Source organism: Brevundimonas sp. (assembly GCF_024711105.1).
Taxonomy (GTDB): domain Bacteria; phylum Pseudomonadota; class Alphaproteobacteria; order Caulobacterales; family Caulobacteraceae; genus Brevundimonas.
Genome location: NZ_JANJTL010000036.1, coordinates 1 through 23,449, shown reverse-complemented (window position 1 = coordinate 23,449; position 23,449 = coordinate 1). Strand labels below are relative to the sequence as shown.

The window sequence follows — 23,449 nt, the reverse complement described above, 5'->3', positions numbered from 1 at the left end:
GACGTTGCTGAGCGCGCCTGCCCCCGCCCACGCGCAGGCGAACGAAATAGGACCGCGTCCCGGACGATGAGACGCGCAACCCGAAGTTCGGGAGGACGTCATCCATGATCACTATGGTGCCGGACTTCGGAGGGGTGGTGTTATCGACGAGGGTGCGAGTAAGCTTGGCCATGTGGGTACGAGGATGGATGGCGCTCCGGCAGGCCTGCGATCACTGGGATCGCGTTTGACGCACCGTGGACGCACCGTGGACGCACCGTGTATGTGGTCCGGCAGAGGACACGAAAGGTCCCAATCTCCAATATCCACTAGATATCAGCAACTTACTGATACACGCGGCATCTCTTGGCACGTGCTGGTTACCGCTCCCGAGGCCTTGGTAAGGCTGAGGTCGGCAGTTCAATCCTGCCCGGCGGCACCATCTCTCCCGTTCCTGTTGGTCATCCTGGACCCCGATTGGGGGCGTTCGGGCACGCAGGCGGCCGGGACGCCAGGGCGCTCCGGCGTCCGCGCTAGGCCGCGCCGAGCATGGCCACGCCGCGATGGAAGGCGGTGTCGCGCCATCGCTGGAGGACGCCGATCATCACCGGCCTCAACGGATGCGCCAGAGCCGCGTGGACCCCCAACGCCATCCGCCCCGCGCGGGACGTCGAGCCGCGCACCGAGCGATTGAGATCGAGCGTCGCAGCGAAGAAGGCGTCTCCCGCACCCCTTGAAAGCAGGTCCCGACGCCACGCCTCCATGTCCGGACCGTCGCCCGCCAGCTGCCGATGCGCCTTCGCGGCGGAGACGATCGCGCGCGGAAGATCGTGGCGCACATGCGCCTCGGCCCCGAGACACAGCAGCCAGAGCAGCGGATTGACCCGCGGCCGCGGACCGAGACTGTCGGCGAAGGCCGCATAGGACCTCCAGGCCGGCGCGGTGATCGGCCGGCGCTCGCGGACCGGGGCGACGACCTGGGTCTCGTAGAGCCTGAAGAACTCGATCACCGTCAGACGGCACGCCAGAGCCGTCTCCGCACCCGAATAATGCTCCAGGAGCAGCCGGTTCGTCCGCAGGTACAGCGCCGCGAAGACGGCGTGCGCGCCGAAGGACTCATCACCGGCCAGCCGCTCCACCCGACCCAGGAGCGCGTCCAGGACAGGCTGCACGTCGCCGACGCGGGCCGGATCGGTCATCCCGGATCGATCCGGAACAGGGGCTCGCGATCCGGCGCGGTCGTGACCACCGACATCGGCGTGACCGGGGCGTTCTCCGGAAGGCTGACGCGAAATCGGCCGAACATTTCCGCCAGCACGAGCGTCACCTCGGTCAGGGCGAAGGTCGAGCCGATGCAGAGCCGGCGACCCGCCCCGAACGGCATGAACGCCGGGGTCCTCAGCGCCGTCGCCAGGTCAGGACCGAAGCGCTCCGGCCGGAAGTGCTCCGGTTCGTCCCACAGCCGCCGGTGCCGGTGCATGACCCAGGGCGAGATCGCCACATAGGAGCCAGCCCGGACCTCGCGGCCGCAGATGACCACATCCCGCCGCGGGACGCGCATCATGCTCTGCAGGGGCGGATACAGCCGCAAGGCCTCGAGCACGCACCGCCGCAGCCAGGGCCAGTGGTCGAGGTCGTTGAGATCGGTGACCCGTTCGGGCGGATAGGCGAGGACCTCGGCGCGGATGCGCGCCTGCAGGTCAGGCCGACGGGACAGGAGATAGGCGCTCCAGAACATGGCTCGGCCAGAGGTGTCGAATCCCGTGCCCAGCAGGGTCGCCATTTCGTCGATCTGCTCGGACTGGTCGGCCGTCGAATCCCGGCGGATCAGATCCACCAGGTCCGGATCGTCGGACCGCTCACGGTCCGCGTCACGCGCAAGGAGCAGCCTGGCGACGATGGACCGCCCCAGGCGGCCGCGATGCCCACGGACGCCTCGGTCGAGGAAGAAGTCCGATTCCCGGGTGGCCAGGTGGTCCAGGATCGAGACCTTGGCCCCTCGGGTGAAATACTCCGATCGAAACTCCGAGATCTCGTCGCGAAGCCGGTCCAGCGACATCGAGAAGGCGGCTCGCCCGACAGCGTCGATCGCGGCGTCCTGGAACATGCGCGACAGGTTGGCGGGCTCGCCGTCGACCAGCCGGTCGCACAGCCGCTTCGCCACCGCCCGGAAGCGAGGGATCATCCCGCGTACGCTGCGCGGCGTGAGTCCGGGCGCGAGCCGCTTCCGCCGCCGGCGCCACTCGCACCCTTCGGCGAGCAGCAGGCCTCCGCCGAATATGGGCTGGTAGAGCCGACGAAACCCCAGCGGCCGCTCGTAGTCGTCCACGTCGGCGGCCAGCACGGCGCGCGCCTCGCGCGGATCGTTGACCAGATAGGTGTCCACGCCGAGACACCGGCGGTGCAGCAGCAGGTCCTCGTAGGCGCGGCGGGGCCAGGCCGCCAGGGCGTTGGTCCGGAGCCTGCCGATCAGCTCCAGCAGGGGCAGGTCGCGCTCGGGCGGGACCGGCGCGGGCGGCGGCCGTTCCGCCTGGGCGTAGGGGCACGCCGCCGTCATCGCCGCAGCGCCTCGGCCGCCCGCAGCCGGGCGGCCTTCCAGGCGGGCGCGAGCGAACCAAGCAGGCCGATCACCAGCGCCGCGACGAAGGCTCTCAACGCCTGGTCCGCCATGGTGCGCACCGAGGTCTCTGCGCCCTCGATCAGGGATCCTGTCAGGAGAGACTGCCCGGCCCAGCCCAGCCCCACGCCCAGCAGGCCTCCCAGGAGCGCCAGGACGAATCCCTCGCAGAGGACCAGGGCGATGATCCTACGCCGGCTCCATCCGATCGCGGCCAGCACGCCGATCTCTCGCGTCCGCTCCTCCACGGCCATGGCCATGGTGTTCAGGACCGAAAGGGTCCCGATGGCCAGCGCGACCAGGGAGATCGCCAGCGAGGTGGACTGGATCATCCGAACCAGTCGGCTCGCTCGCAAGGCCTCGGCGGTGGTCGAGACGCTCAGTCCCGGCGCCAGCCGCGCGAGTTCGGCCCGCGCCGCATCGATGCCGGCCTCATCTCCCGGGTCGCGCAGCCGGACCTGGAACAGGGTGACCTGGCCGGGCCTGGCGAGCAGCGATTGCAACGCATCCAGCGGCATGATGGCGGTGTTGCGCAGGAAGCCGGCCTCGTAGGCGGACACGCCGCTCACGCGAAAGTCCCGGCCGTTGATGTCGATCTGATCCCCCACCGAGAGCCGGGCGCTGCGGGCCAGGCCCATCCCGACCACGACCTCGCCCTGCCCCGGCTCGGGCCGGCGCCCGCTTTCCAGGCGCATCTCCTCGAAAGGAAAGCTCCCGGGCACCCATCCGGTCGCCAGCGCCTCGATCGAGCCGTTGACCTGCACCGCGCTCGACAGCTCCGGGGCCGACACGGCCACGCCCTGCGCCTCGGCGACCCGGGGCCCGAGTTCCTCCCGCAGCGAGCCTGCGAAGACGTCAGCGGCGTTTCGGTCGGTGACGACCAGATCGACCCCACGCTCGTCGTGCGAGGCCTGGGCCCCCTCCACCAGGCCTTCGGTCAGGCCGGTCAAGGCGACATAGCCGGCCACCGCCAGCGCCACGCCCAGCAGAGTGAACAGGGCGCGGCTGGGCCGCCGCTGCACGTTGCGCCAGATGACCCCGGTCCAGGTCAGCGGCCTAGACATGGACGTCCCCGGAGATCCGGCCGTCGATCATTCCGACGCGCCGGCTGCACCGGTTGAGCACGGCGTCCTGGTGCGTGACGATGACCATGGCCAGGCCACGCGCGGCCTGCAGCCCGACCAGCAGATCCATGATCTCGGCGCCGGCGCGGCTGTCGAGGTTGCTGGTCGGCTCGTCCGCCAATAGCAGCCGGGGTTCGTTGGCCAGGCTGCGCGCCACGCTCACGCGCTGGCGCTCGCCCCCTGACAGTTCCGCGGGCCAGCGCTGCGCACGCTGCCCCAGGCCGACCTCCGAGAGCAGGCGGTCCGCCCTGTCGCGCCGTTCCGCGGCTCCGAGCCCGGATCCCATCATGGCGACCTCCACGTTCTCGCGGGCGGTCAGGGTCGGCAGCAGGTTGAAGTGCTGGAAGACGAAGCCGATGGCCGTGGCCCGGAGCCGGGCCCAGGCCGTCTGGGAAGGGGAGCGGGCGCCTTCGAACGAAACGGCGCCCCCGGTGGGTTCGTCGAGACCGGCCATCATATTCAGCAAGGTCGACTTGCCGCATCCGCTGGGACCGTGCAGCCCGACCAGTTCGCCGGGCATGATGGTCAGAGACAGTCGGTCCAGCGCGACGATCAGCCCGCCGTCGAAGTGGCGGCTGACATCATCGACGCAGACGAGCCCCCCTGTCGCCGCCAACGACTCCCCTCCAGTCCGGCCCTCACATTACGTCGCTATCTCGCAGGTGTCATCGTCACCACGCCGGGCGGCGGGCTGCGGCCATGCAGGGTCTGGCGGTCGCCGGATCGCGCCCCTCAGTCAGCCGGCGTGACTCCAATGTTGAGTTCGCAACACAACTTGAGCACGAGTGGTTTCCGGGCGAAGCTGATCCGCCCCGCCGCTCAGGCCGCCAGGATGGGACCTCCCGACGTCGAATGTTCATGCGCGTCCGCCCCTCATGACCCCGCCACGGCCTGTCTTCGCGGTGGTCGTTCCGCTCCTCGACGGCGCGGCCTATCTCGGCGAGACCCTGGCCTCGCTGTTTGAACAGACCGGCGATTTCGACCTGCGCGTCCACGTGCAGGATGGCGGCAGCTCGGACGACGGCCCGGCCATCGTGCGCGACTGGATCGAGCGCCTTGAAGCCGCGCCCCCGGACCATGGCGCGCGCGAGCTGACCTTCGCCTCCGAACCCGACGCCGGTCTGTACGATGCGGTGAACCGGGGCTTCGCGTGTCTCGCCGCGGCCGATGACGCCTGGCTCACATGGCTGGGGGCCGACGACCTGCTGGCGCGCGGCGCGCTGGCGATCGTAGGTGAAATCGCGGCGACCTATCCCGACATCCGCTGGCTCGGCGGCCGCAAGGCGCAGGTCGACGAGAGCGGCCTGATGCGTTCGCCCGGAGAGTTCATGCCCGCCGACCGGGCGAGCCTGGCGGCAGGCCTTCACGACAGCCGCGCCCTGCCCTTCCTCATGCAGGAAGGGGTCTTCTGGAAGGCCGGCCTCTGGCGCGAGGTCGGGGGCCTGGACGCGTCCTACCGGCTGGCCGGGGACTGGGACCTCTGGCGGCGGATGGCGAGGATCGAGACCTATCACGCCGTCGACGCCTTCCTGGCCCTGCATCGGCGCCGCGCGGGCCAGCTGTCCGACGACCTGGCGCCCTACTACGCGGAACTCGACGCGGCGCTCGCGCAGGACCGGGCAGCCTACGATGATCGTCTGGACGTGGTCCTGAACGGCCGCGGAGCCGATGCGTCCAGCCGCCCCAGGAACGCTCCCGCCCCCGTCATCTGGCGCAACGCCGTCCAGGGCGCCTGGCGTCGGGTCCAGATGAACGTGGAGGCACCCCCGCCGCCCGCCCTGATCTCACCGGCTCACGCCGGCCGGCCTGTCGCGCTGCGCTGGGTGTCGGGCGTCCGGTTCCGCCCGCAGCCCTCGCGCGACCGGGTGATGCCGCCCGGCCATTTCGAACTGTCGGGCGAGATCTTCGCCGAAATCAACCTGCCGCGCGGTGGCGGCTGGTCGCTGAAGGGGTCGCTGCGGTTTCAGGGCGCGGCCCGGTGGCTGGACGTAGAACTCGACGGCGCGCCCCTGATGGAACGGATCGAACTGAGGTCGACCGGGTCCGGGCGCGACTACGACCTGGACGTTCCGTTCACGGCGCAGCCGGGCGTTCACACCGTGCGGCTGCGGCTGTCGCCGGCCGCCGACGATCCTGACAGGACCTGCCGCCTGGCCACGCGCGGCCTCCATGTCGTCAAGCGCGCGCCGCGCACGCCACCACCCGTCGTCTGATCGGGCGCTTCCGTCGAAGCATCGCGACCTGCGTCTGTCGGGAACCCCACGGCTCCCTGCGCGATTCCCTACGGCCAAGCAGAGGAGTGCGACATGGCGACCGAACGAGTGACCGAGCGCGATGACGGCGTGACCGCCGAGCGCACCGTGGAGAGGAACGGCGGCGACCGCGTGGTGGTCGAGCGTGGCGGCGGCGGCGCCGGGACCATCGTCGCCGTCATCATCGGCCTTGTGCTGGTGGCCATCGTCGCCTGGTTCCTCATGAACATGAACCAGCAGAACGCCATCGAGACCGACGCCGTAACCGAGGCGGCCGGCAGCGTCGGCGAAGCGGCCGAGAACGTCGGCGAAGCCGCCCAGCGGGCCGTCCCCGCCGGCTAAGGCGCATGGAAGGAAGGCGGTCCGCGCGGCCGCCTTCTTTTCTGCGCTTTCCGGCTTGCCAAGCCGGGCCCGGGTCCGGATAGGTCGGACGGTCGACGTATCGTGTCGGCGGGGAGGACGACCGTAGATGGCGGCTGTCATGGACCGGACCGAACTGGCGCTCGCGCTCGAACGTGCGGGCCAGGGCGACCGCGCGGCGTTCCGCCGCGTCTATGACGCCACCTCCGCGAAGCTGTTCGGCGTGTGCCTGCGTATCTTGCACGACCGCCAACTCGCCGAGGACGTCTTGCAGGACGCCTATGTCACCATCTGGAGGAAGGCCTCGGCCTTCGACGCCTCGCGCGCCAGCCCCATCACCTGGCTGGCGACGATCGCGCGCAACCGCTCGATCGACCGGCTGAGGTCCGGCGGTGTCATGCGGACCTCCCGCCCCATCGATGAGGCCCTGGGGCTGGCTGACGACGCGCCGGGCGCCGAGGCCGTGGTCGAATCCGCCGACGACAGCCGCCGCCTGCACGGCTGTCTCGAGACGCTCGAGGACAAGGCGCGCGCCGCCATTCGGACCGCCTTCTTCGACGGCGAGACTTATGAGACCCTGGCGCAGCGCGAAGGCGTGCCGCTCGGCACCATGAAGAGCTGGATCCGGCGCGGCCTGGCCCGGCTGAAGGCGTGTCTCGAGCCATGAGCGACACTCACGACATCGATCCGCTCGACCCCGCCGCCGAGCGCGCGCTGAGGCTGAACGACCGCGCCGAGGACGAGGCCTTGGCCCGCCGCGAAGCCGCCGATCCCGCCTTCGCCGCCGAGGTCGAGGCCTGGAACGAGCGGCTTGGCCCGATGATCGACGAGGTCATCCCGGTCCCGCCGCCGGCTGGCCTGTGGCCGCGCATCGAGGCGCTGATCGCGCCGCGCGCGGCCAATGACGACAGCCCCGTCCGCTTCTGGCGCCGCTGGGCCTACGGCTCGACCGGCCTTCTGGCCGCCAGCCTGGCCGCCGTCGGCTTCCTGCTGGTCAACCGGCCGGTCATCGAGCGCGTCGTCGAGGTCCCCGCCCCGGCCTCGGTCGAGCACGTCAGCGTCGCCACCCTCACCGGCGAGGGCGACATGCCCATCGCTGTCATCACCTACGATCCGACCACCGGCGCGCTCCACGTCGCCCCGACGCGCCAGATGGAGATGGCCGAGGCCATTCCGGCCCTGTGGCTCGTCGCGCCGGACGGCAGCACCACACTCGTGGGCGCCATCGATCCGGCCACGCCCCAGACCCACAGCCTGCCCGAGCCGCTGCGGCCCATGGCCAGCGACGCCTCGGCGCTGGCCATCTCGCTGGAGCCCATGGGCGAACCGCTCGCCCCGCAGGCCCGCGGCCCGGTCGTCGCCGTGGGTGAGGTGTCGGAGCTGTAGGCCTGTCTCCGCTCCCATCGCGAAGGCGATGGGGAGGACAGATCAGCGCGCAGCGATGATCAGGAGGGGACCTCCGCCGCCGCTCCGGCGCCTCGCGGCGGCCGCCCCCTCCACCACTTCGTGGTCCCCCTCCCCACTGCGTGGGGAGGAGATTTGGTCAACCCGCCTTCGGCTGCGCGTAACCCAACCGCTGGTTCAGCTTCTCCAGCAGGTCCACCGCTGTCTCGGCGATCACCGAACCGGGCGGATAGACCGCCGCCGCGCCCATATCGATCAGGGTCTGGACGTCCGATGGAGGGATAACGCCCCCGACGACAATGGTGATGTCCCCACGCCCCAGCTTCTCCAGTTCGGCCTTCAGCTCCGGAACCAGCGTCAGGTGCCCGGCCGCCAGCGACGAAGCCCCGACCGCGTGCGCGTTCATCTCCACCGCCGCCTTCGCGGCTTCCACCGGCGTCTGGAACAGCGGCCCCGCCTCAGCCTCAAAGCCCAGGTCCTGATAGGCCGAGGCCACCACCTTCTGACCCCGGTCGTGGCCGTCCTGGCCCAGCTTGGCGATCAGGATGCGCGGCGGCCCGCCGTCATTCTCCACGAAGGTCGCGACCATGGCCCGGGCGCGGTCGATGCGCGCGTCGGTCCCGGCCTCCTTGGCGTAGACGCCCGAGACCACCTCCGGAACCGCCTCGTGCCGCCCGAAGGCCGCCTCCAGCGCGTCCGAGATCTCGCCGACCGTGGCCTTGGCCCGCGCCGTCCGCACCGACAGCTCCAGCAGGTTCGCCCCGCCGCGCGCGCCCTCGGTCAGGGCGCTCAGGGCCGCTTGCGTGGCCGCGTCGTCGCGCTCGGCGCGCAGGCGGGCCAGCTTCTCCAGCTGACGCCGGCGCACCTCGGCGTTGTCGACCTTCAGCACCGGGATGTCGTCCGGCAGGTCCGACAGATAGCGGTTCACCCCCACCACCGTCTGGCGGCCGGTGTCGATGCGCGCCTGGGTCCGGGCCGAGGCCTCCTCGATGCGCCGCTTGGGCACCCCGGCCTCGATGGCCTTGGCCATGCCGCCGAGCTTTTCCACCTCCTCGATGTGCACCAGGGCCCGGCGCGCCAGGTCGGCGGTCAGCTTCTCGATGTAGTACGACCCGCCCCAGGGGTCCGCGCTCCAGGTCAGATCGCTCTCGCGCGCCAGGAACAGCTGGGTGTTGCGCGCGATGCGCGCCGAGAAATCCGTCGGCAGGGCCAACGCCTCGTCCAGCGAATTGGTGTGCAGCGACTGCGTCCCGCCGCCGACCGCCGCCATCGCCTCCACGCAGGTGCGGGTCACATTGTTGAACACGTCCGTCGCCGCCAGCGACCAGCCCGAGGTCTGGCAGTGCGCCCTCAGCGCCAGCGACTTGGCCGACTTCGGCGAGAACTCCCGCTGGATCAGCCGCGCCCACAGCAGGCGCGCGGCCCGCATCTTGGCGATCTCCATGAAGGGGTTCATGCCGATGGCCCAGAAGAAGCTGAGCCGCGGCGCAAACGCGTCGATGTCCAGCCCGGCGTTCACTCCGGCTCGGGCGTACTCCACCCCGTCGGCGAGCGTGTAGGCCAGCTCCAGGTCGGCCGTCGCCCCGGCCTCCTGCATGTGATAGCCGCTAATGGAAATGCTGTTGAACTTCGGCATCTCCCGGCTGGTGAAGCCGAAGATGTCCGAGATGATCCGCATCGAGGGTCCGGGCGGATACACATAGGTGTTCCGGACCATGAACTCCTTCAGGATGTCGTTCTGGATGGTCCCCGACAGGGCCGCGTGCGGCACGCCCTGCTCCTCGGCCGCCACGATGTAGAGCGCCAGGATCGGCAGCACCGCCCCGTTCATCGTCATCGACACGCTCATCTTGTCGAGCGGGATGCCGTCGAACAGGGTCCGCATGTCGAGGATGGAGTCGATGGCCACCCCGGCCATGCCGACGTCGCCCGCCACGCGCGGATGGTCGGAATCGTAGCCCCGGTGCGTCGCCAGATCGAAGGCGATCGACAGGCCCATCTGCCCCGCCGCCAGGTTGCGCCGATAGAAGGCGTTCGACTCCTCGGCCGTCGAGAAGCCCGCGTACTGCCGCACCGTCCAGGGGTTGGTGACATACATCGTCGGATACGGCCCGCGATGGTACGGCGCGATCCCCGGCTGCCCGCCGATGAAGTCCAGGCCTTCCAGCGCGGCAGACGCGTAGGCCGGATCCACCGCGATCCGCTCCGGCGTGATCCACAGCGGGCCGGAGGCGGAGGCGGCGGCGGAGGCCGGCGTTTCGAACGCGATCTTGGAGAAATCTGAGGGGATCATTGTTCCATCGTCACCCCGGACGCCCGAAGGGCGATCCGGGGCCTAAGCTGGTTGGCGCCGACTGCGTTTAGGTCCCGGCTCTCCGCGCTGACGCGCTGCGGCCGGGATGACGGACAGAAAGGGCTCACTTCGTCCCTCCCTCGAAGGCCGCCGCCAAGCGCACCGGCGCGAACCGCCCCCTGGCCACCGGCTCCTCCCCCGGCGGTGGCGCATCCTCCGCGTGCTGGTGGATCGTCACCCCGATCATTTGCGCCCGGCCTTCGGACAGGTCCGCCGCCCGCCGGTCACGCGCCTCCGCCACCTGCTCGGCCAGCCAGTCCAGCCCCGCCATCGCCCCGCCGCGCGCCTCGATGTCCTGGAATATCCCCCAGGCCGTTCGCGCCAGCTCGGCCGTCAGCCGCTCCACGAACCAGGCCCCGCCGGCCGGGTCGGCGACGCGGCCCAGGTGCGCCTCCTCCATCAGCACCAGCTGCACATTCCGGCTCTGTCGCATGGCCAGCGGCGTCGCCTCGCCACGCGCCAGGGTGAAGGGCTCCAGCACCACCGCGTCCGCCCCGCCCGCGCCGGCGCCGAAGCAGGCCGCGGTCTGGCGCAGCAGGTTGGTCCAGGCGTCCTCGCGCGCCAGCATCCGGCGCGAACCCCGCGCCTCGATCCGCGCCACGCCGGCCACGCCCGAGGCCTCCAGCAGCCGCGCCCACAGCATCCGCGCCGCCCGCGTCTTGGCCAGCGTCATGAAGGTCTGGTTGTCCGCCGACAGGCCCAGGGTGATCCGCCCGAAGGCCTCCTCGACGCCGACGCCCGCGCCGTTCAGCGCCCGCGCATAGGTCACCGCCGACGCCAGCATGGCCGCCAGCTCCTGCGCCTCGGTCCCGCCCGCCTCATGCACGAACCGCCCCGACGCCAGGAACAGCTGCGCCAGCGGATAGGCCGCCATGTGCCGCGTCGCCGTCTGCACCGCGGCGTCCAGAAGGTCCGGCCCCTCGCGCGCCGCGACCGTCACCGGATCGAGGTGAAATCCCAGCTTCGCCTGGGGCGAGCCCTTGGCCGCCACCGCCAGCCAGTTGGCCGCCGCCACGCCCGCCTCGCCGCCGTCCAGCGCCACCGGCGCCAGCTCCAGCAGCACCCCGTCCAGCACCGCCGCCAGGTCGTCCGCCGACCGCACGGGCGCCGCATACGGATCGTTCGGATCGAGACAGACCAGCAGCGACGCCGCCCCGCCCCTCAAATGCTCCAGCGCCTGCGCATTGGCCTCGGCCGCCGACTGCGCCAGCAGCACCGGCGCCCTCAGGCCCCACGGCCGGGTCACGTCCTCGGCGGGGCCCTTCCTCGGCGCGGCGGGCTCGGCCGCGTTCCACGGCCCGTACAGCGGCTCGACCTCGATCCCGTCGAGCGTCCGCTTGGTCAGCGCTTCGATGCGGGCGTCCGGCGCGGTCTTGGACGCCAGCTTTCGCCAGGCCTCCAGGTCCGGCGCGGGGAAGTCGTCGGCAAGCGGGGTCAGGGTTTCGGTCAAGTCCGGCTCCGTCGGAATGGGCGGGTCATGGAACCGCGAAAAGGGAGCGTCAAGGCCGCGCGGCCGTCCGCGAACCCCCGTCCGCGCCCACGGCCCCATCCTGTCCGGCCAACAGGAGACACCCCTTGCCCGAAGAGCTCACCCCCCGGCTTTCCCTGCCCTGGCTGATCGCCGCCCAGGCCCAGAAGCACGTGACCCTGAACGAGAGCCTGGCCCTGCTCGACGCCCTGGTCGCCTGCCGCGTGCTCAGCCGCACCACGGCCGCCCAGCCCGCCGACCCGGCCGAGGGCGACCTCTATCTCCTGCCCGCCGATCCGTTGGGCGAGGCCTGGTCGGCCTACGCTGAGGGAGACCTTCTGCTCTTCGACTTCGGCGCCTGGAGGCGGCTGCCTCCGCCCGACGGCCTGGTCGTGCTCATCGCCGACGAGGCCCGCCTGGTGGTCCGCCACGACGGCGCCTGGGCCGACCTCGGCGGCCTGCTGGGCGAGGTCCAGTCACTCGACCGCCTGGGCCTCGGCGCGACCGCCGACGCCGACAATCCGCTCACCGCGCGCCTGAACAAGGCGCTCTTCACGGCGCTCCCCGCCGCTGACGGCGGCGACGGCGACCTGCGCCTGACCCTGAACAAGGAGGCCCCGGCCGACGTGGGCTCGATCCTGTTCCAGTCCGGCTTCTCGGGCCGGGCCGAACTCGGCCTGATCGGCGACGACCACCTGACGCTGAAGGTCTCGCCCGACGGCGCCGCCTGGACCACCGCCCTCACCCTCGACAGGACCACCGGCGCGGCCGCCTTCACCGCCGGCTCGGACACCGCGCCGTCAGTGGCCGTGGGCGAGGCCGGGACCGGCTTCTTCCGTCCGTCGGCCAATGTGCTCGGCGTCTCGACCGGCGGCGCCGGCCGCGCCCAGTGGCAGGCCAACCGCTGGACCTGGAACGGCCTGGTCCACGAGACGGTCGCCGGCTTCGCCAACGGCTTCCAGATCCAGGGCGCGGCCCAGGGGACCTCCAGCGTCTTCAACATCCTTTGGCAGGCCAACGCCAACGGCCCGGTCAATGCGCTCGCCAAGTCGCGCGGGGCGGCTCTCAACACCCACGGCCTGGTCCAGTCCGGCGACGACCTCGGCTCCCTGCGCTGGTTCGGGTCCGACGGCGCCGACTGGCAGCTTGCCGCCCGCATCCGCGCCGTGGTCGACGGGACGGCCGGCGCCGGCGACCTGCCTGCCCGGCTGGAGTTCGCCACCACGCCCGACGGCGCCTCCAGCCCGGTCGAGCGCATGCGCCTCAACGCCTCGGGCGACCTCCAGATGGGCGGCGCCAACACCGTCATCGACGCCAGCCGCCACCATCGGCTCAGGGCCTACACCGTCGCGAGCCTGCCCTCGGCCTCGCCGGCGGCCCAGCTGATCTACATCTCGGACGGATCGTCCAACCGGCGCCTGGCCGTCTCCGACGGAACCGACTGGCGCTTCCCGGACGGGAGCGTCGTCTCGTGACCCTGCCCCGTCTCGTCAACATCCCGCGCACCGAGACCATCCTCGCCTTCGGCGTCCTCACCGGCGCCCTGTGGCTCGGCCAGGCCACCACCGACTGGGGCGACCTGCTCATGCTGGTGCTCGGCGCCTATTTCGGCCGCCAGACGCGCACCGCCCCGCTCGACGGAGGCCCGCGATGACGCCCCTCCCCGCCCCCTACGCCTGGATCGACCAGGTCATCGCCTCGGGCGAGGCGCCCCGCACCCTGATCGAGGCCCGCAGGCGCTTCGGCGTCGCCGAGGCCCCCGGCCAGGCCGACAACCCCCAGATCCTCGCCTGGGCCCGCGAGCTCGGCGTCGAGGCCGACTACGTCCGCGACGAGATCAGCTGGTGCGGCCTGTTCATGGGCGTCGTGGTCGAGCGCGCCGGCTGGCGACCGGTCGAACGCCTGCTCGCCGCCCGATCCTGGCTCAGGTTCGGCCAGCCCGCCGACCGCCCGTCGCTCGGCGACATCCTCGTCTTCTGGCGCGGCTCGAAGACCGGCTGGCAGGGCCACGTCGGCCTCTATGTCGGCGAGGACTCCACCGCCTTCCACGTGCTCGGCGGCAACCAGGGCGACCGCGTCTGCATCGCCCGCATCGCCAGGAACCGCCTGCTCGGCGCCCGCCGCCCCAGGTGGCGCATCGCCCAGCCCAGGGGCGTCAGACCCGTCCGGCTGCTCGCCGCCGGCAAGCTGTCGGAGAACGAGGCATGAGCCGGACTGTCCGGACTGTTCGGACTGTGTTTCGCGCCCTGGCCGGCGCCGTCCGTGTCGCCCAGTCGCTGTGTCGCTCCGTCCTGGGCGACACGCCCGTCAGGCTCCTGGCCCTGCTCGTCGTCGCGGCCGTGGCCGGCCTCATGCTCGTCGCCGCGTGGGACGGCCTCTGGTCCCGCCTGCCCTGGTCGGCCGAGCGCCGTCTCGACCGCGCCGAGGCCGAACTGGCTGACGCCCGCTCGTCGCTGCGCGCCCGCCAGATCGAGGCCGAGGCCCGCGCCCGCCAGGCCACAGCCGTCGACGACGCCCACCACACCCTCACCCAGGCCCGCGCCGCCACCGCGCGCGCCATCGCCCAATCCGAAGGAGCCCCCGATGCGGACCAGCCGCTCGATCCCGACCGCCTTGCTCGCCTGCGCGCTCACGACCGGCGCCTGTGCGACCTCTCGCCCGCCCTCTGCCGGCCCGCCGACGGTCGATCCCCCGAGCCTGTCCAGTGAGCCCTGCCGCCTCCCGCGCCTGCCCGAGACCGGCCCCGCCACCTGGGTCGACCTGGAGCGCGCCTACCTCGAACGCGGCGAGGCCCTGCTGGCCTGCGACCTCGCCCGCCGCCTCGCCGTCGAGGCCCACGCCGCCGAACGCGCGGCCGTCGAACTCTGGCTTGCGCAAAAAGAACAGCCCCGCTGGAACATTCCCTAAGTCGGGTTGTTCACAATCCGCGGCGCCTGTTCCCCCTCCCCCCGACAGTGGGCGCTGCTCGAGCAGCGGCGTCCCGGGTGACTAGCTCCCCGGGGCGCCGTCATCGTTTTGGGGAGTCCCGGACTAAAGAGACGGAGGCTCGGAGCCGGACGCGTCACCTTCGCCCAGCGCGCCGTACCAGGTGCTCGCGCACAGGTCGCAGACCTCGCGGTACGCCGCCAGCGCCTGGTCATACTCCCGCGCCGCCGCCTCGCACCCCGAGGCCCGGGCCTGATGCGCCGAATGCAGCTGCTGCGCCGCATCCTTCCACCGGCCGAACAGAGGCAGGCTGTCCGATTGCATGACGGGTCCTCCCTCCAGCGGCTTCATGGGCCGGCTTGGTACACCCAAGGCCGCCGCAGCCGCCACAACACCCGCTTGCCTCCAGCCGAACGACACGCGGAGGCTGTGTCCGCGGCCGCTTGGGTTGATTTCCAGACTCGCGCCCGCCGGGTAAGGCTCCGACCCAGTCTTCGCCGAGGTGCGCGTGCCCAAGGAGCCTCCGACCCGTCCCGATCCGCTGCCGCGCCTCCTGCTGCTCGACATGACCCGGATCGGCGGAGGGACGGCCACCGGGGAGATCAAGCGCAACCTGCTGGCCGCCTGGCCGCCGTCCGGGATCCTGCAGGTCCGCGCCTTGCGCGAACAGCTCGAGGTGCGCCGGGACGGCGCGCCCCTCCCCGGTCTTCTCGACGAGGACGCCGTGGTCCGCGAGGTCCTGGCGTTCGATCCCGAGGTGATCCTCTATCGCCCCACCGCCGACCGCCCCGGCCATCACCAGGCCGCGATGCGCATCATCGCCAAGTCTCAGGCGCCCTTGGCGCTGTGGATCATGGACGACTGGATGGCCCGGCTCGAAGCCTCCGATCCCGGCTCGGCCGTCGGCATGGACCGCGACCTGCGCTGGCTGATCGCGCGCGCCGGGCTCAGGCTCTCCATCTCGCCGGCCATGTCCGACATGCTCGCCCGGCGCTACGGCGGCGAGTGGCTGCCGTTCGCGAACGGCGTCGCGCCGCGGGAATGGCCGGAACGCCGGCGAGAGGCCGAGCCGGATGTGGTCATCCTCCGCTACGCCGGCGGCCTGGCGTCAGACATGACCCTCGACAGCCTGGTCGATGTGGCCGAGGCCGTTCAGGCGCTGTCGGACACCCATGCGGTGCGCCTGGAGATCAACTCCCGGCCCCAGTGGGTCGCCCAGGCCGGCCATCGGTTCGAGGGCTTCACGGCCGTGCGCGTGACCTCCGAGATCATGCGCCCGGGGGCCTATCGCCGCTGGCTCTCCGAGGCCGACATCAGCGTCATTCCCTACAACTTCGATCCGGAGACGGCCCGCTACGTCCAGTACTCCCTGGCTAACAAGACGCCCGAATGCATGGCCAGCGGCGCCGCCATCCTCGCCTACGGCCCCACCGCCATCCACACCATCGCCCTGCTGAAGGACTACGGCTGCGCCGAGGTCGTCAGCGAACGCGATCCCGGGGCCCTGCGCGCCGCGATCCGGCGTCTCGTGGAGGATGGCGAACACCGCCGCATCCTCGCGGCCCACGCCCGCCGCCTCGCTTTCGAGCGCCATGACCTGGCGACGACGCGGAGGGCGCTGGAAGGGGTGTTGCGGGGGATCGCGACCAGTGTGAGCTAGTCCCCGGTGACCGAATGTCGATCCAGAGCAAACATCCCGGCGGACCTGCGGCCTCGGTGCCAACTTCCCATTGAGATCCGTGCGCTCGAGTTCACGTTTTCAGCATGGAAACCCGACGCGCGGGCGGTGTAGGGTGCACGGCCATTCGGGGGAACAGACCGCCATGCTCGACAAAACCAAGCCGCCGATCCTTGATGACGCCTTCGAAGGCCAGTCCATCTATCGCCTCGACGGCTCGCTCGCCGCGAACGGCAAGTGGGACGCCCAGGCCCTGTTCGATGTCCTGACGCCGGAGCCCGACTACTGGCGCGGCAAGCGCGTGATGGACGTGGGCGCCAACACGCTCGGCCTGTCCCTTCTCATCGCCCGCGCCGGGGCCTCGATCATCGCCCTTGAGCCCGACCCCCGCGACCGGCTGGCCGAACGCCAGAAGATCGCCCTCGACATGGCGAAGAAGGAACGGCTGAACATCGACCTGCAACAGGCCGAGTTCTTCGACGCCAAGCAGTTCGGGGCCGTGGACGAGGTGCTGTTCCTCGGCGTGCTTTACCACTTCCGGTATTTTCAGTTCACGCTCGATTTCCTGTCGACGCTCGACACGAAAACCGTCGTGGTCGCGACCCAGACGCATCCCGGCGACAGCATCGCCCTGTTCAACCGCAAGGACCCGGACGTGTGGCCGATGAAGCGCTCGCGACCGCTGCTCGGCTGGCACGCCACCCGCCCAGCCCTGCGTCAATCGCTCAGGGCGGCTGGCTTCACGGACTTGCAGTCCCTCACCAACTCCACGATCAATTTCCCGAAGAAGCCCAAGGGACTGACGAACAGCGCCTACTACCGGGCGACCAAGGGCGAGGAGGTGGACCCGTTCAAGGTCTACCGCGACTTCTATTGAGGCGAGGCGACTTCATAAAACGAACCCGATTCCGGAGGAGTAATGGCCAGCCAGCTCAGCCCGTCGGGGGGGCGACCTCTAGCAGAACAACCCCGTCGTCGTTAGGCTGGCCGTCTGCGCGAGCGGCGGAAGGCCGGATCACTATAGCCCGGTAGCCACGGATCTCGTACCGAACCTCGCAACATTCCGCGCGTACAATTCAGCGAATTCTTCCTCTTGAGAATACACTTCGAAAAATTGGCCTATTAGCTGTGCCCACTCCAGGCGCTCTCCATTTTTTATGTACTCCGGATTAGACCAACTCGCACCTGCTGCTGCCAAGACTTCAGCTGGCACGGCTCCGATTAGACCACTCAGAAACTCCCGTTTGGGGCGCTGAACGCCTTCCAGAGGAGGAAGTCCGAGGGCGTGGAGGCATCGCTTGGCCACCTCCCAGAGGACATCTGCTGTGGGATGGTTAAAGGTATTGAGGGGGCGCACGGCGGGCATTAAGTCCATGATCACGTCTAGCGACCCTACATCGACAGCCCGCTCCTTCTCTCGAACGTCATCGATCGCCGCAAAGAAATCAGCCTCGTATCCGAGCGGACGGCCGATCTCCTGTACAGCTTGACTGACTGTCAGTCCCCGTAAGAACGCGTCAACTATTCGACGATCGTGGTAGTCCTCCAGCGGCCCGTGTAGGGTGGGTTTCCCGGGTCGCCGAATGTAGAACATCTGGGGAAAGACGCCACCGAAATAAATTGACGGGAAGGATAGCCAGTGTTTTGTGGGATGCTCGGCTCGAAGCGAATCAGTCGATAGCGATCCAAAGCGGTCACTTATTGGCTGGTGCACAATAATGTCGGCATTCGCGACAGCCACATTTACCTGCTTCTCGTCACTAGGTTTTAGTGTGTGCACCGCCGGCAAGCGGATCACTTCAAGGTCAGGCCGCGCAATACCCATCAGCGAAGCAAGGGGATTGGCCTGGCAATTTCCATATACCAGCAGCTTAGGCATCGAAGTCCCATGCCGACAATGTAGCTTCACAATGCGGAAACCGCGCGCGCAGCCCTCGGACCAATGAGTCATAATTTCGCGCGCGACAGAGGTCATTTATTTTAGACTTCATCTCGCTTGTTAAGAAATTTTCGTAATCTCCGACAACTGCTTTTCTGAAAAACTTGCCCTCTCCTACAATTCTTCCATTTTCAGAATGCAGAACGTCAGTTGTCTCAAGTAAGGCCACCAATTCCGAACTAGGGGTAATATCCAGATAAGACAACAGCGCTATGGCGGATTCGTCGAAGTTAGATTTTAGACCCTCATAGCTCAGCATATATGGCTCTCGCACTCCAGGCTGGTGCCACCATGTCTGATAATCGATGTACCTCACGACGTGCCTTAGGCCCGAGCTAGCGAAATACTCATCAAACGGGCCATCGAAATGGTTTCCCCGCCTGAGATGGAAATAGAATGACACGACTACGTCGCCGATGTTTCGCACAATATTCAGCATACGCACCCTGTCGTGTGAGAGTATGTCTTTATATATCTGCGCGCCGTACCAGTGTTGCTTTGAGTAAAAGTTTCCAGTCACTTGCATCAGGCGATCAAATTTTTCTAGGTCCAGCGATGCATTTTGAAACTTCGGATCCCTAAACTCGGGCGGCACAGGCGAAAACCCCGGTAGACACTCAGCAATTTGGTAAAGCCAGGTACTCCCGCCCTTGTAGGCGCCGTTCGCGATGATGAACATTTTCCAACCCGATCGTGATCTCTAGAGCGCCGTCAAACGTGATTCGAACGCTCGCAAGCGGAAGGCACGTTGGCAGTTTTGGCCCTCCGTTTTGTAACGTTGTTGGCACACGGGGGGACGAGCCGTCAAACACCACGGATCACATTCAGGCTCGCATCCGGAAAGCAAAACTCAAAGCTTGCGGCTACGATAACTGATCGTGGCAGCTCGCCCATACCCGAGTGAGGAGGTCTGAGAAGGCGGACCACACTTTGAGTGGTGTAAAAGGCAAACACCTCTAACGCGTGTGTTTCTAACGTTCGTAATGTTCGGGTTGAAATGGAGCAGCGGCACCAGTAAGCCCGCGACTACTTGATAGTTAAGTGCTTGCCTCGAGCGTCCGGCGCTCGTTGCGGTCGAGGGGGACGGAACCAATGGCCAGGGCGCGTCGCGCGACGCGGAAAGATGAGCGTCCGGTTGTGGGCGCCCGTGTGGGCCTTTTCCCCGCAGTCGATTCCGCAAGCTCTCTTTCCGACCTGCTGGCCCGTGTCCACTGGTACCTCGGCCCGGTCGCCGAGTTCATTGACAGTATTCGCGTTTCGGTAGAGCCCGGCGTCTCCACCCAGTCATGGTCGGTGCCGGACTACCTCGACGCCTCGGCAGTGTCGGAGGAGCACTCCGGCCAGCTTCGCGACAGGTTGAGGTTCGAGGTGGGCGCGCCGTCGTTCTCCGACTTCACCGGCGACCTGGATCAATACACCCACGTCCTCGTCTGGCGCACCGACGGGCTGCCGGACACGGCGCTCAAGCTCCTTTCCGGCGAAGAGGCGGCCGGACGCCTGAAAGTCTATCAGGTCGACCGCAACACGCGACAGACCGAGGGCTCCCGGTTCCTGTCGGCCGCCCTGGACATCGCCGGCGGCGGCGATCGCTTCCTGGACGAGTGCGTCGAGAAGTTCGGCGCCTATGCGAACAGCCGCGCCGAGCGCAGCGTCAACCTGTTCGGCACGGGCCCCTCCCTCTCGGAGGTCAAGAACTATCGTCTGAGCGGCGACAACATCGTCTGCAACTCGCTGATCAAGAACGACGACCTGATGGACTATATCCAGCCGTCCGCCATGGCGGCCGCGGATCCCATCTTCCATGCTGGCGTGTCCCGGTATGCGGGCGCCTTCCGACGCAACCTCGTCACCGCCCTGCGCGAGCGCGACATCACCCTGTTCGTGCCGATGCGGGACTACGTCCTTTACCGCAAGGCGCTCCCGGCCGAGCTGTTCGATCGCGTCATCGGCGTCCCGTTCGCGCCAGGCAAGGTCAACTACCTCGATCTGAAGAAGGACTTCTGCGTCGCCCCGCACGGCAACGTCCTGACGCTGCTGCTGCTGCCCATCGCCGGCAGTCTGTATGAGGAAATCCGGATCGCCGGCTGCGACGGCAAGCGCGAGGGCGAGGACGCCTATTTCTGGTCCCACCACGCCGCCTCCCAGTACGTGGACGAGATGGAGGGCATCCAGCGCGCCCACCCCGGCTTCTTCAACATCAGCTACGGCGACTACTATAAGAAGCACCTGGAAACCCTCGGGGACATGCTCGACGAGCTCGAGGGCGCAGGAAAGACGGTCCAGGCCCTCACCTCCTCCTTCATGCTGCCATTGCGGCGCCGCGGCGCCCCGACACCGCTCAGCGGGCCGATCTTCCCGGCTCTGTCCGGAAAGACCGTGGTCCTGTCTCTGAACCCGGACGCGGCGGACCAGCAGGGTCACTTCTGGGCTTACGAAAGCAAGCTGGCTCCCATCGTGAAGGCAGCGGGCCTCAACTACCGGATCGCATCCGGCGGACCTCCGCCCAGCGAAGGTCTGGAAGCCGCCACCGTCATCGAACCGACTCTATCGGTGCGGTCCTGGTCCTTGGGCGTGGGCGCGGTGGCTCGACCTTTCGGGGAAGTTCGCGAGGAGGCGCGGCGAGAGTTCGAACTCGCCGTCGAGCGCGCCCTGAGGAGCACCTCGGGCGACGTCATCACCTACATGTACACGGGCAGCCTGGAGCACCTCGGCATTCTCGCCGGCCTGGTGCAGCTCCATCCGCGACTTCGGGTCGTCCTCAACCTGTTCTGGTTCCGGGCCGAGGAGGCCTGGACCCCGGACTTCGAAACGAAGTGGGGACAGCTGCTTCGCTGGGCGGCGGACTCACCGCGGGTCTGCGTCAGCGTGATGACCGCCCATCAGGGCCACGCCCTGAAGCAGCGGCTTGGCCTGGATTTCGCCGTGGCGCCGCATCCAAGCCCCCTGCTGGGCGATGAGGACGCCGAAGCTCAACTGGCGAGCACACGCAAACAGCTCGGCAAGTCCAGCAAGCGCGAACCTGTTCGCGTGCTGCTCCCGGGAGCGCCGCGGAAAGAGAAGGGCGGCGACGTCGCCGCTGACACGCTCCGGATCATGCTCGGCGACAGCGACCCCGGCGCGATCGTATTTGTGGCTAAGTATAAGACGGTGGCGGCCCTGGGCCGCGCGGCCGCCGACCATGCCGCCCTCCGGTCCCTGCCGGCCGATCTCACCGACGAGGTGTTCGCCGCGGAGATCGCCGCGGCCGACGTGGTGGTGCTGCCCTACATGGCGCCTGACTTCGCCAATCGAACCTCCGGCCTGCTCATCGACGCGCTCTACTCCGGGTCCGCCATGGTCGTCGTGGAGGGCACCTGGCTCGCCTCGTGCGTCCGCGCATGGGGCAACGGAGTGGTGGCGCCGTCCTCGCGTCCGCGCGATCTCGCCCGCGCCATCAGAGAGGCAGTGGAGCGTCGTCGGGAGTTCAAGAAAGCGTCGGTAGCTGCCGCAGCCGCCTACTTCACCTCTGACAGCTGGGCGTCGCTTGCCAACTACGTAATAGACTCGACCAAGTCCTCCGCCGCGCGCGAAAGCGCGGGGCTCGAGGAGGCGCCGATCCTCGGCGAATACATGGCGTCGCAGGGCGCGAGACTCCAAGTCGGCCAAATCGGTTCGGGCGGCTCGGGCGCCGTGCTGCTGGCCGGCCACGACCTGGACGTTCGCATCGAAGCGCTGCGCGCTGAGGGCCTCGGCGTCGTCGCCCACGGTGGCGACGAACTGGAGGACGCTTCGGTCAGGGTCAAATCGTTGGCTGACCGGTCAGTACGCCACCTCTCCGACCCGGCGTCGCCCTGGCCCTCGGACGTCAAGGTGCTGGACGTTGGCGGCGCGCCGGCGGACCAACTCGTTTCATGGCTCCGTCGGGGGATCGACGAAGACGTCGAGGCGCTCATCTTCGACCTCGGCCCGGAAGGCCTGAACGCCTCTGCCGCCGACGAGGCTTACGACCTTCTGAGCTCCAATGGCTGGCGCGTGCTGCTTCTGCACCCTGCTCGCTGGACCCATCCAGCGCACGTCTCGCAGGCGCTGTCGCGGATCACCTTGGCGCAGTCTCCGGTGGCCTTGCAGGGGCGTCAGGTTCGGGCCCTGGCAACCCGGCGAATGGGCGACGCGAGAGAACTCCGCGAATGGCTTTTGCAGACCTCGCCGAGCTTGGCCTTCGAGGAGGAGAACCTCGCTTTCCGCCAGGACACGCTGCAATGGGCGCGCTGCGGGATGCTTGATCCGGACAGCCTGCTGGCCGAGATGGGGGTCGACGCTAAGGCGGCTCTCAATGGCATGGTGGCCGGCGAGCCCGCAGGCCGTTTCGCAGTCTTCGCCGAGACCGATCAGGACGTGGTGCACCGCGTCTCACTGCCAGCCGTCGCCGAGGCCGACAGGCCCCTGGTCGCGACCGCGATTCTCGGACCGTGCGAGCGGCGGTTCATCAGCCTCTGGGTGACGGCCTCGAACCTCCAGCCCGCGTTCGAGGCGACCTTTGATCTGGTTCGCCACAGGCTGGTCTCGACCCGCAACGTGACTTCGGCAGACGTAACGTTGACGGGAGGCCTGGCCGCCTACGGCGCGGACGATGCGCGCCTCGTGGCGTGGATCGCGATCGAAGGGCACGCCCTGTCAGGCAAGATTTTCGCTCACATCGTGCCGCGCCTGAATCCGAACACCAGCGCAAAGTTCCAGGCGTTGGGTGCGCAGGAGTTGCGTGTCCAGCGGTTCACCCTCGCCGAAGGCACGGGACCGGCGCGCCATCCCTCCGATGACATCGAGGCGCCCGCCCGCTCGATGGACCCGGCACCGGCGATGGCGACGCCGACAGCCACGGACTCAGCGCCTTCAGGCCCGTCAACCGACGTAAAGTGGAGCCGTGTCTGGGCCACCGAAGAGGTGGCCGGCGCCGAGTACCGCCACCTGACGATCGGCTTCAACAAGGTCGCCTTCGACGATATTCGCCTCGAACAGGCCGTGCTCCGGGTCGGGCGCTACAAGCACCTCAGCTTCCTCGAGGTCCGGCCGGCCGACAGCCGGCCCTTCTTGCTTGAAAGTTGGCCGTCTCGCCTGTCGAGAGACACGACCGGACCGATCCTTCAGATCTTTCAGAACTCCGAGACCGCCGTCGTGGACCTGCTGAGGTGCGCTGACGAGCTCTCGCGGCCAGATCGCGAGTTCCTGGCCGCCCTTCTCGCCGCCGTTCCAGAGGTGGCGCGGAGCGGTCGTGTCCCCGAGATGTCGGATCTCTGGCTCGATGTGATTCTTCGCGACCTCGCCGCGCTTTGGGACGCCGTCGGGAAGTCCGCCCCTCAGCCGGTCGGCGTGA

General features: G+C 68.8%; 20 protein-coding genes. 11 read left to right on the top strand and 9 right to left on the bottom strand.

Annotated features, from left to right (window positions below):
* Window positions 1-512 precede the first annotated feature (512 nt).
* The 4 genes from Q0M60_RS02460 to Q0M60_RS02445 are packed head-to-tail and all read right to left on the bottom strand — an operon-like array spanning window position 513 to window position 4,336.
* The gene (locus Q0M60_RS02460) at window positions 513-1,178 is read right to left on the bottom strand and encodes a DUF5995 family protein (RefSeq protein WP_296815491.1); all 666 of its coding nucleotides are present in this window, start codon (window positions 1,176-1,178) and stop codon (window positions 513-515) included.
* Complete coding sequence (locus Q0M60_RS02455) at window positions 1,175-2,536, bottom strand: cytochrome P450 (protein ID WP_296815488.1); 1,362 nt, start codon at window positions 2,534-2,536, stop codon at window positions 1,175-1,177. Before Q0M60_RS02455 ends, Q0M60_RS02460 begins: the two co-directional genes overlap by 4 nt.
* Complete coding sequence (locus tag Q0M60_RS02450) at window positions 2,533-3,660, bottom strand: ABC transporter permease (protein WP_296815486.1); 1,128 nt, start codon at window positions 3,658-3,660, stop codon at window positions 2,533-2,535. Before Q0M60_RS02450 ends, Q0M60_RS02455 begins: the two co-directional genes overlap by 4 nt.
* Window positions 3,653-4,336 carry an ABC transporter ATP-binding protein gene (locus Q0M60_RS02445; protein WP_296815483.1) on the bottom strand — a complete coding sequence of 228 codons (684 nt, stop codon included), beginning with the start codon at window positions 4,334-4,336 and terminating at the stop codon, window positions 3,653-3,655. The genes Q0M60_RS02450 and Q0M60_RS02445 overlap by 8 nt, the downstream gene beginning before the upstream one ends.
* A 259-nt stretch (window positions 4,337-4,595) precedes the next feature.
* On the opposite strand from Q0M60_RS02445, the gene Q0M60_RS02440 reads away from it, so the two are divergent.
* From Q0M60_RS02440 to Q0M60_RS02425, 4 genes are all read left to right on the top strand, one after another.
* Window positions 4,596-5,933: a glycosyltransferase gene (locus tag Q0M60_RS02440; RefSeq protein ID WP_296815481.1), complete on the top strand. Its 1,338-nt coding sequence runs from the start codon at window positions 4,596-4,598 to the stop codon at window positions 5,931-5,933.
* Between the two features lie 93 nt (window positions 5,934-6,026).
* On the top strand, window positions 6,027-6,314 hold the full coding sequence (locus Q0M60_RS02435; RefSeq protein ID WP_296815479.1) for a hypothetical protein: 288 nt from the start codon (window positions 6,027-6,029) through the stop codon (window positions 6,312-6,314).
* A gap of 127 nt (window positions 6,315-6,441) precedes the next feature.
* Window positions 6,442-6,999, top strand: a complete 558-nt coding sequence (locus tag Q0M60_RS02430; protein WP_296815477.1) for a sigma-70 family RNA polymerase sigma factor — start codon at window positions 6,442-6,444, stop codon at window positions 6,997-6,999.
* Window positions 6,996-7,718, top strand: coding sequence for an anti-sigma factor (locus Q0M60_RS02425; protein WP_296815475.1), 723 nt, complete (start codon window positions 6,996-6,998; stop codon window positions 7,716-7,718). The genes Q0M60_RS02430 and Q0M60_RS02425 overlap by 4 nt, the downstream gene beginning before the upstream one ends.
* A gap of 157 nt (window positions 7,719-7,875) precedes the next feature.
* Here the strand turns inward: Q0M60_RS02425 and scpA are convergent, their stop codons facing one another.
* A complete protein-coding gene (scpA, locus tag Q0M60_RS02420) occupies window positions 7,876-10,029 on the bottom strand; it encodes a methylmalonyl-CoA mutase (RefSeq protein WP_296815473.1) in 2,154 nt (717 codons plus the stop codon).
* Between the two features lie 124 nt (window positions 10,030-10,153).
* Window positions 10,154-11,539, bottom strand: coding sequence for a methylmalonyl-CoA mutase family protein (locus tag Q0M60_RS02415; RefSeq protein ID WP_296815471.1), 1,386 nt, complete (start codon window positions 11,537-11,539; stop codon window positions 10,154-10,156).
* Between the two features lie 125 nt (window positions 11,540-11,664).
* Here Q0M60_RS02415 and Q0M60_RS02410 point away from each other — a divergent pair, with 125 nt between their 5' ends.
* From Q0M60_RS02410 to Q0M60_RS02395, 4 genes are read left to right on the top strand one after another with little or no spacing between them, the layout of a single operon-like run.
* Entirely contained in the window at window positions 11,665-13,032 is a 1,368-nt protein-coding gene (locus Q0M60_RS02410; RefSeq protein ID WP_296815470.1) for a DUF2793 domain-containing protein, read from the top strand.
* A complete protein-coding gene (locus Q0M60_RS02405) occupies window positions 13,029-13,211 on the top strand; it encodes a hypothetical protein (RefSeq protein ID WP_296815468.1) in 183 nt (60 codons plus the stop codon). The genes Q0M60_RS02410 and Q0M60_RS02405 overlap by 4 nt, the downstream gene beginning before the upstream one ends.
* Entirely contained in the window at window positions 13,208-13,765 is a 558-nt protein-coding gene (locus Q0M60_RS02400) for a TIGR02594 family protein (RefSeq protein WP_296815466.1), read from the top strand. The genes Q0M60_RS02405 and Q0M60_RS02400 overlap by 4 nt, the downstream gene beginning before the upstream one ends.
* Window positions 13,762-14,265, top strand: coding sequence for a hypothetical protein (locus Q0M60_RS02395; RefSeq protein ID WP_296815464.1), 504 nt, complete (start codon window positions 13,762-13,764; stop codon window positions 14,263-14,265). Before Q0M60_RS02400 ends, Q0M60_RS02395 begins: the two co-directional genes overlap by 4 nt.
* 322 nt (window positions 14,266-14,587) lie before the next feature.
* Here Q0M60_RS02395 and Q0M60_RS02390 read toward each other — a convergent pair whose 3' ends face one another.
* Window positions 14,588-14,806 carry a hypothetical protein gene (locus Q0M60_RS02390; RefSeq protein WP_296815463.1) on the bottom strand — a complete coding sequence of 73 codons (219 nt, stop codon included), beginning with the start codon at window positions 14,804-14,806 and terminating at the stop codon, window positions 14,588-14,590.
* A gap of 184 nt (window positions 14,807-14,990) precedes the next feature.
* Here Q0M60_RS02390 and Q0M60_RS02385 point away from each other — a divergent pair, with 184 nt between their 5' ends.
* Both Q0M60_RS02385 and Q0M60_RS02380 read left to right on the top strand, forming a co-directional pair.
* Window positions 14,991-16,142 carry a glycosyltransferase gene (locus Q0M60_RS02385; RefSeq protein ID WP_296815461.1) on the top strand — a complete coding sequence of 384 codons (1,152 nt, stop codon included), beginning with the start codon at window positions 14,991-14,993 and terminating at the stop codon, window positions 16,140-16,142.
* A gap of 163 nt (window positions 16,143-16,305) precedes the next feature.
* On the top strand, window positions 16,306-17,037 hold the full coding sequence (locus Q0M60_RS02380) for a hypothetical protein (protein WP_296815459.1): 732 nt from the start codon (window positions 16,306-16,308) through the stop codon (window positions 17,035-17,037).
* 141 nt (window positions 17,038-17,178) lie between these two features.
* Here the strand turns inward: Q0M60_RS02380 and Q0M60_RS02375 are convergent, their stop codons facing one another.
* Together Q0M60_RS02375 and Q0M60_RS02370 are read right to left on the bottom strand one after the other, a co-directional pair.
* A complete protein-coding gene (locus Q0M60_RS02375) occupies window positions 17,179-18,039 on the bottom strand; it encodes a WcbI family polysaccharide biosynthesis putative acetyltransferase (RefSeq protein ID WP_296815457.1) in 861 nt (286 codons plus the stop codon).
* Window positions 18,032-18,778 carry a sulfotransferase domain-containing protein gene (locus Q0M60_RS02370; RefSeq protein ID WP_296815455.1) on the bottom strand — a complete coding sequence of 249 codons (747 nt, stop codon included), beginning with the start codon at window positions 18,776-18,778 and terminating at the stop codon, window positions 18,032-18,034. The genes Q0M60_RS02375 and Q0M60_RS02370 overlap by 8 nt, the downstream gene beginning before the upstream one ends.
* 470 nt (window positions 18,779-19,248) lie before the next feature.
* Between Q0M60_RS02370 and Q0M60_RS02365 the strand changes: the two genes are divergently transcribed.
* The coding region (locus Q0M60_RS02365) for a hypothetical protein (RefSeq protein WP_296815453.1) at window positions 19,249-23,449 on the top strand (4,201 nt) is incomplete at its 3' end.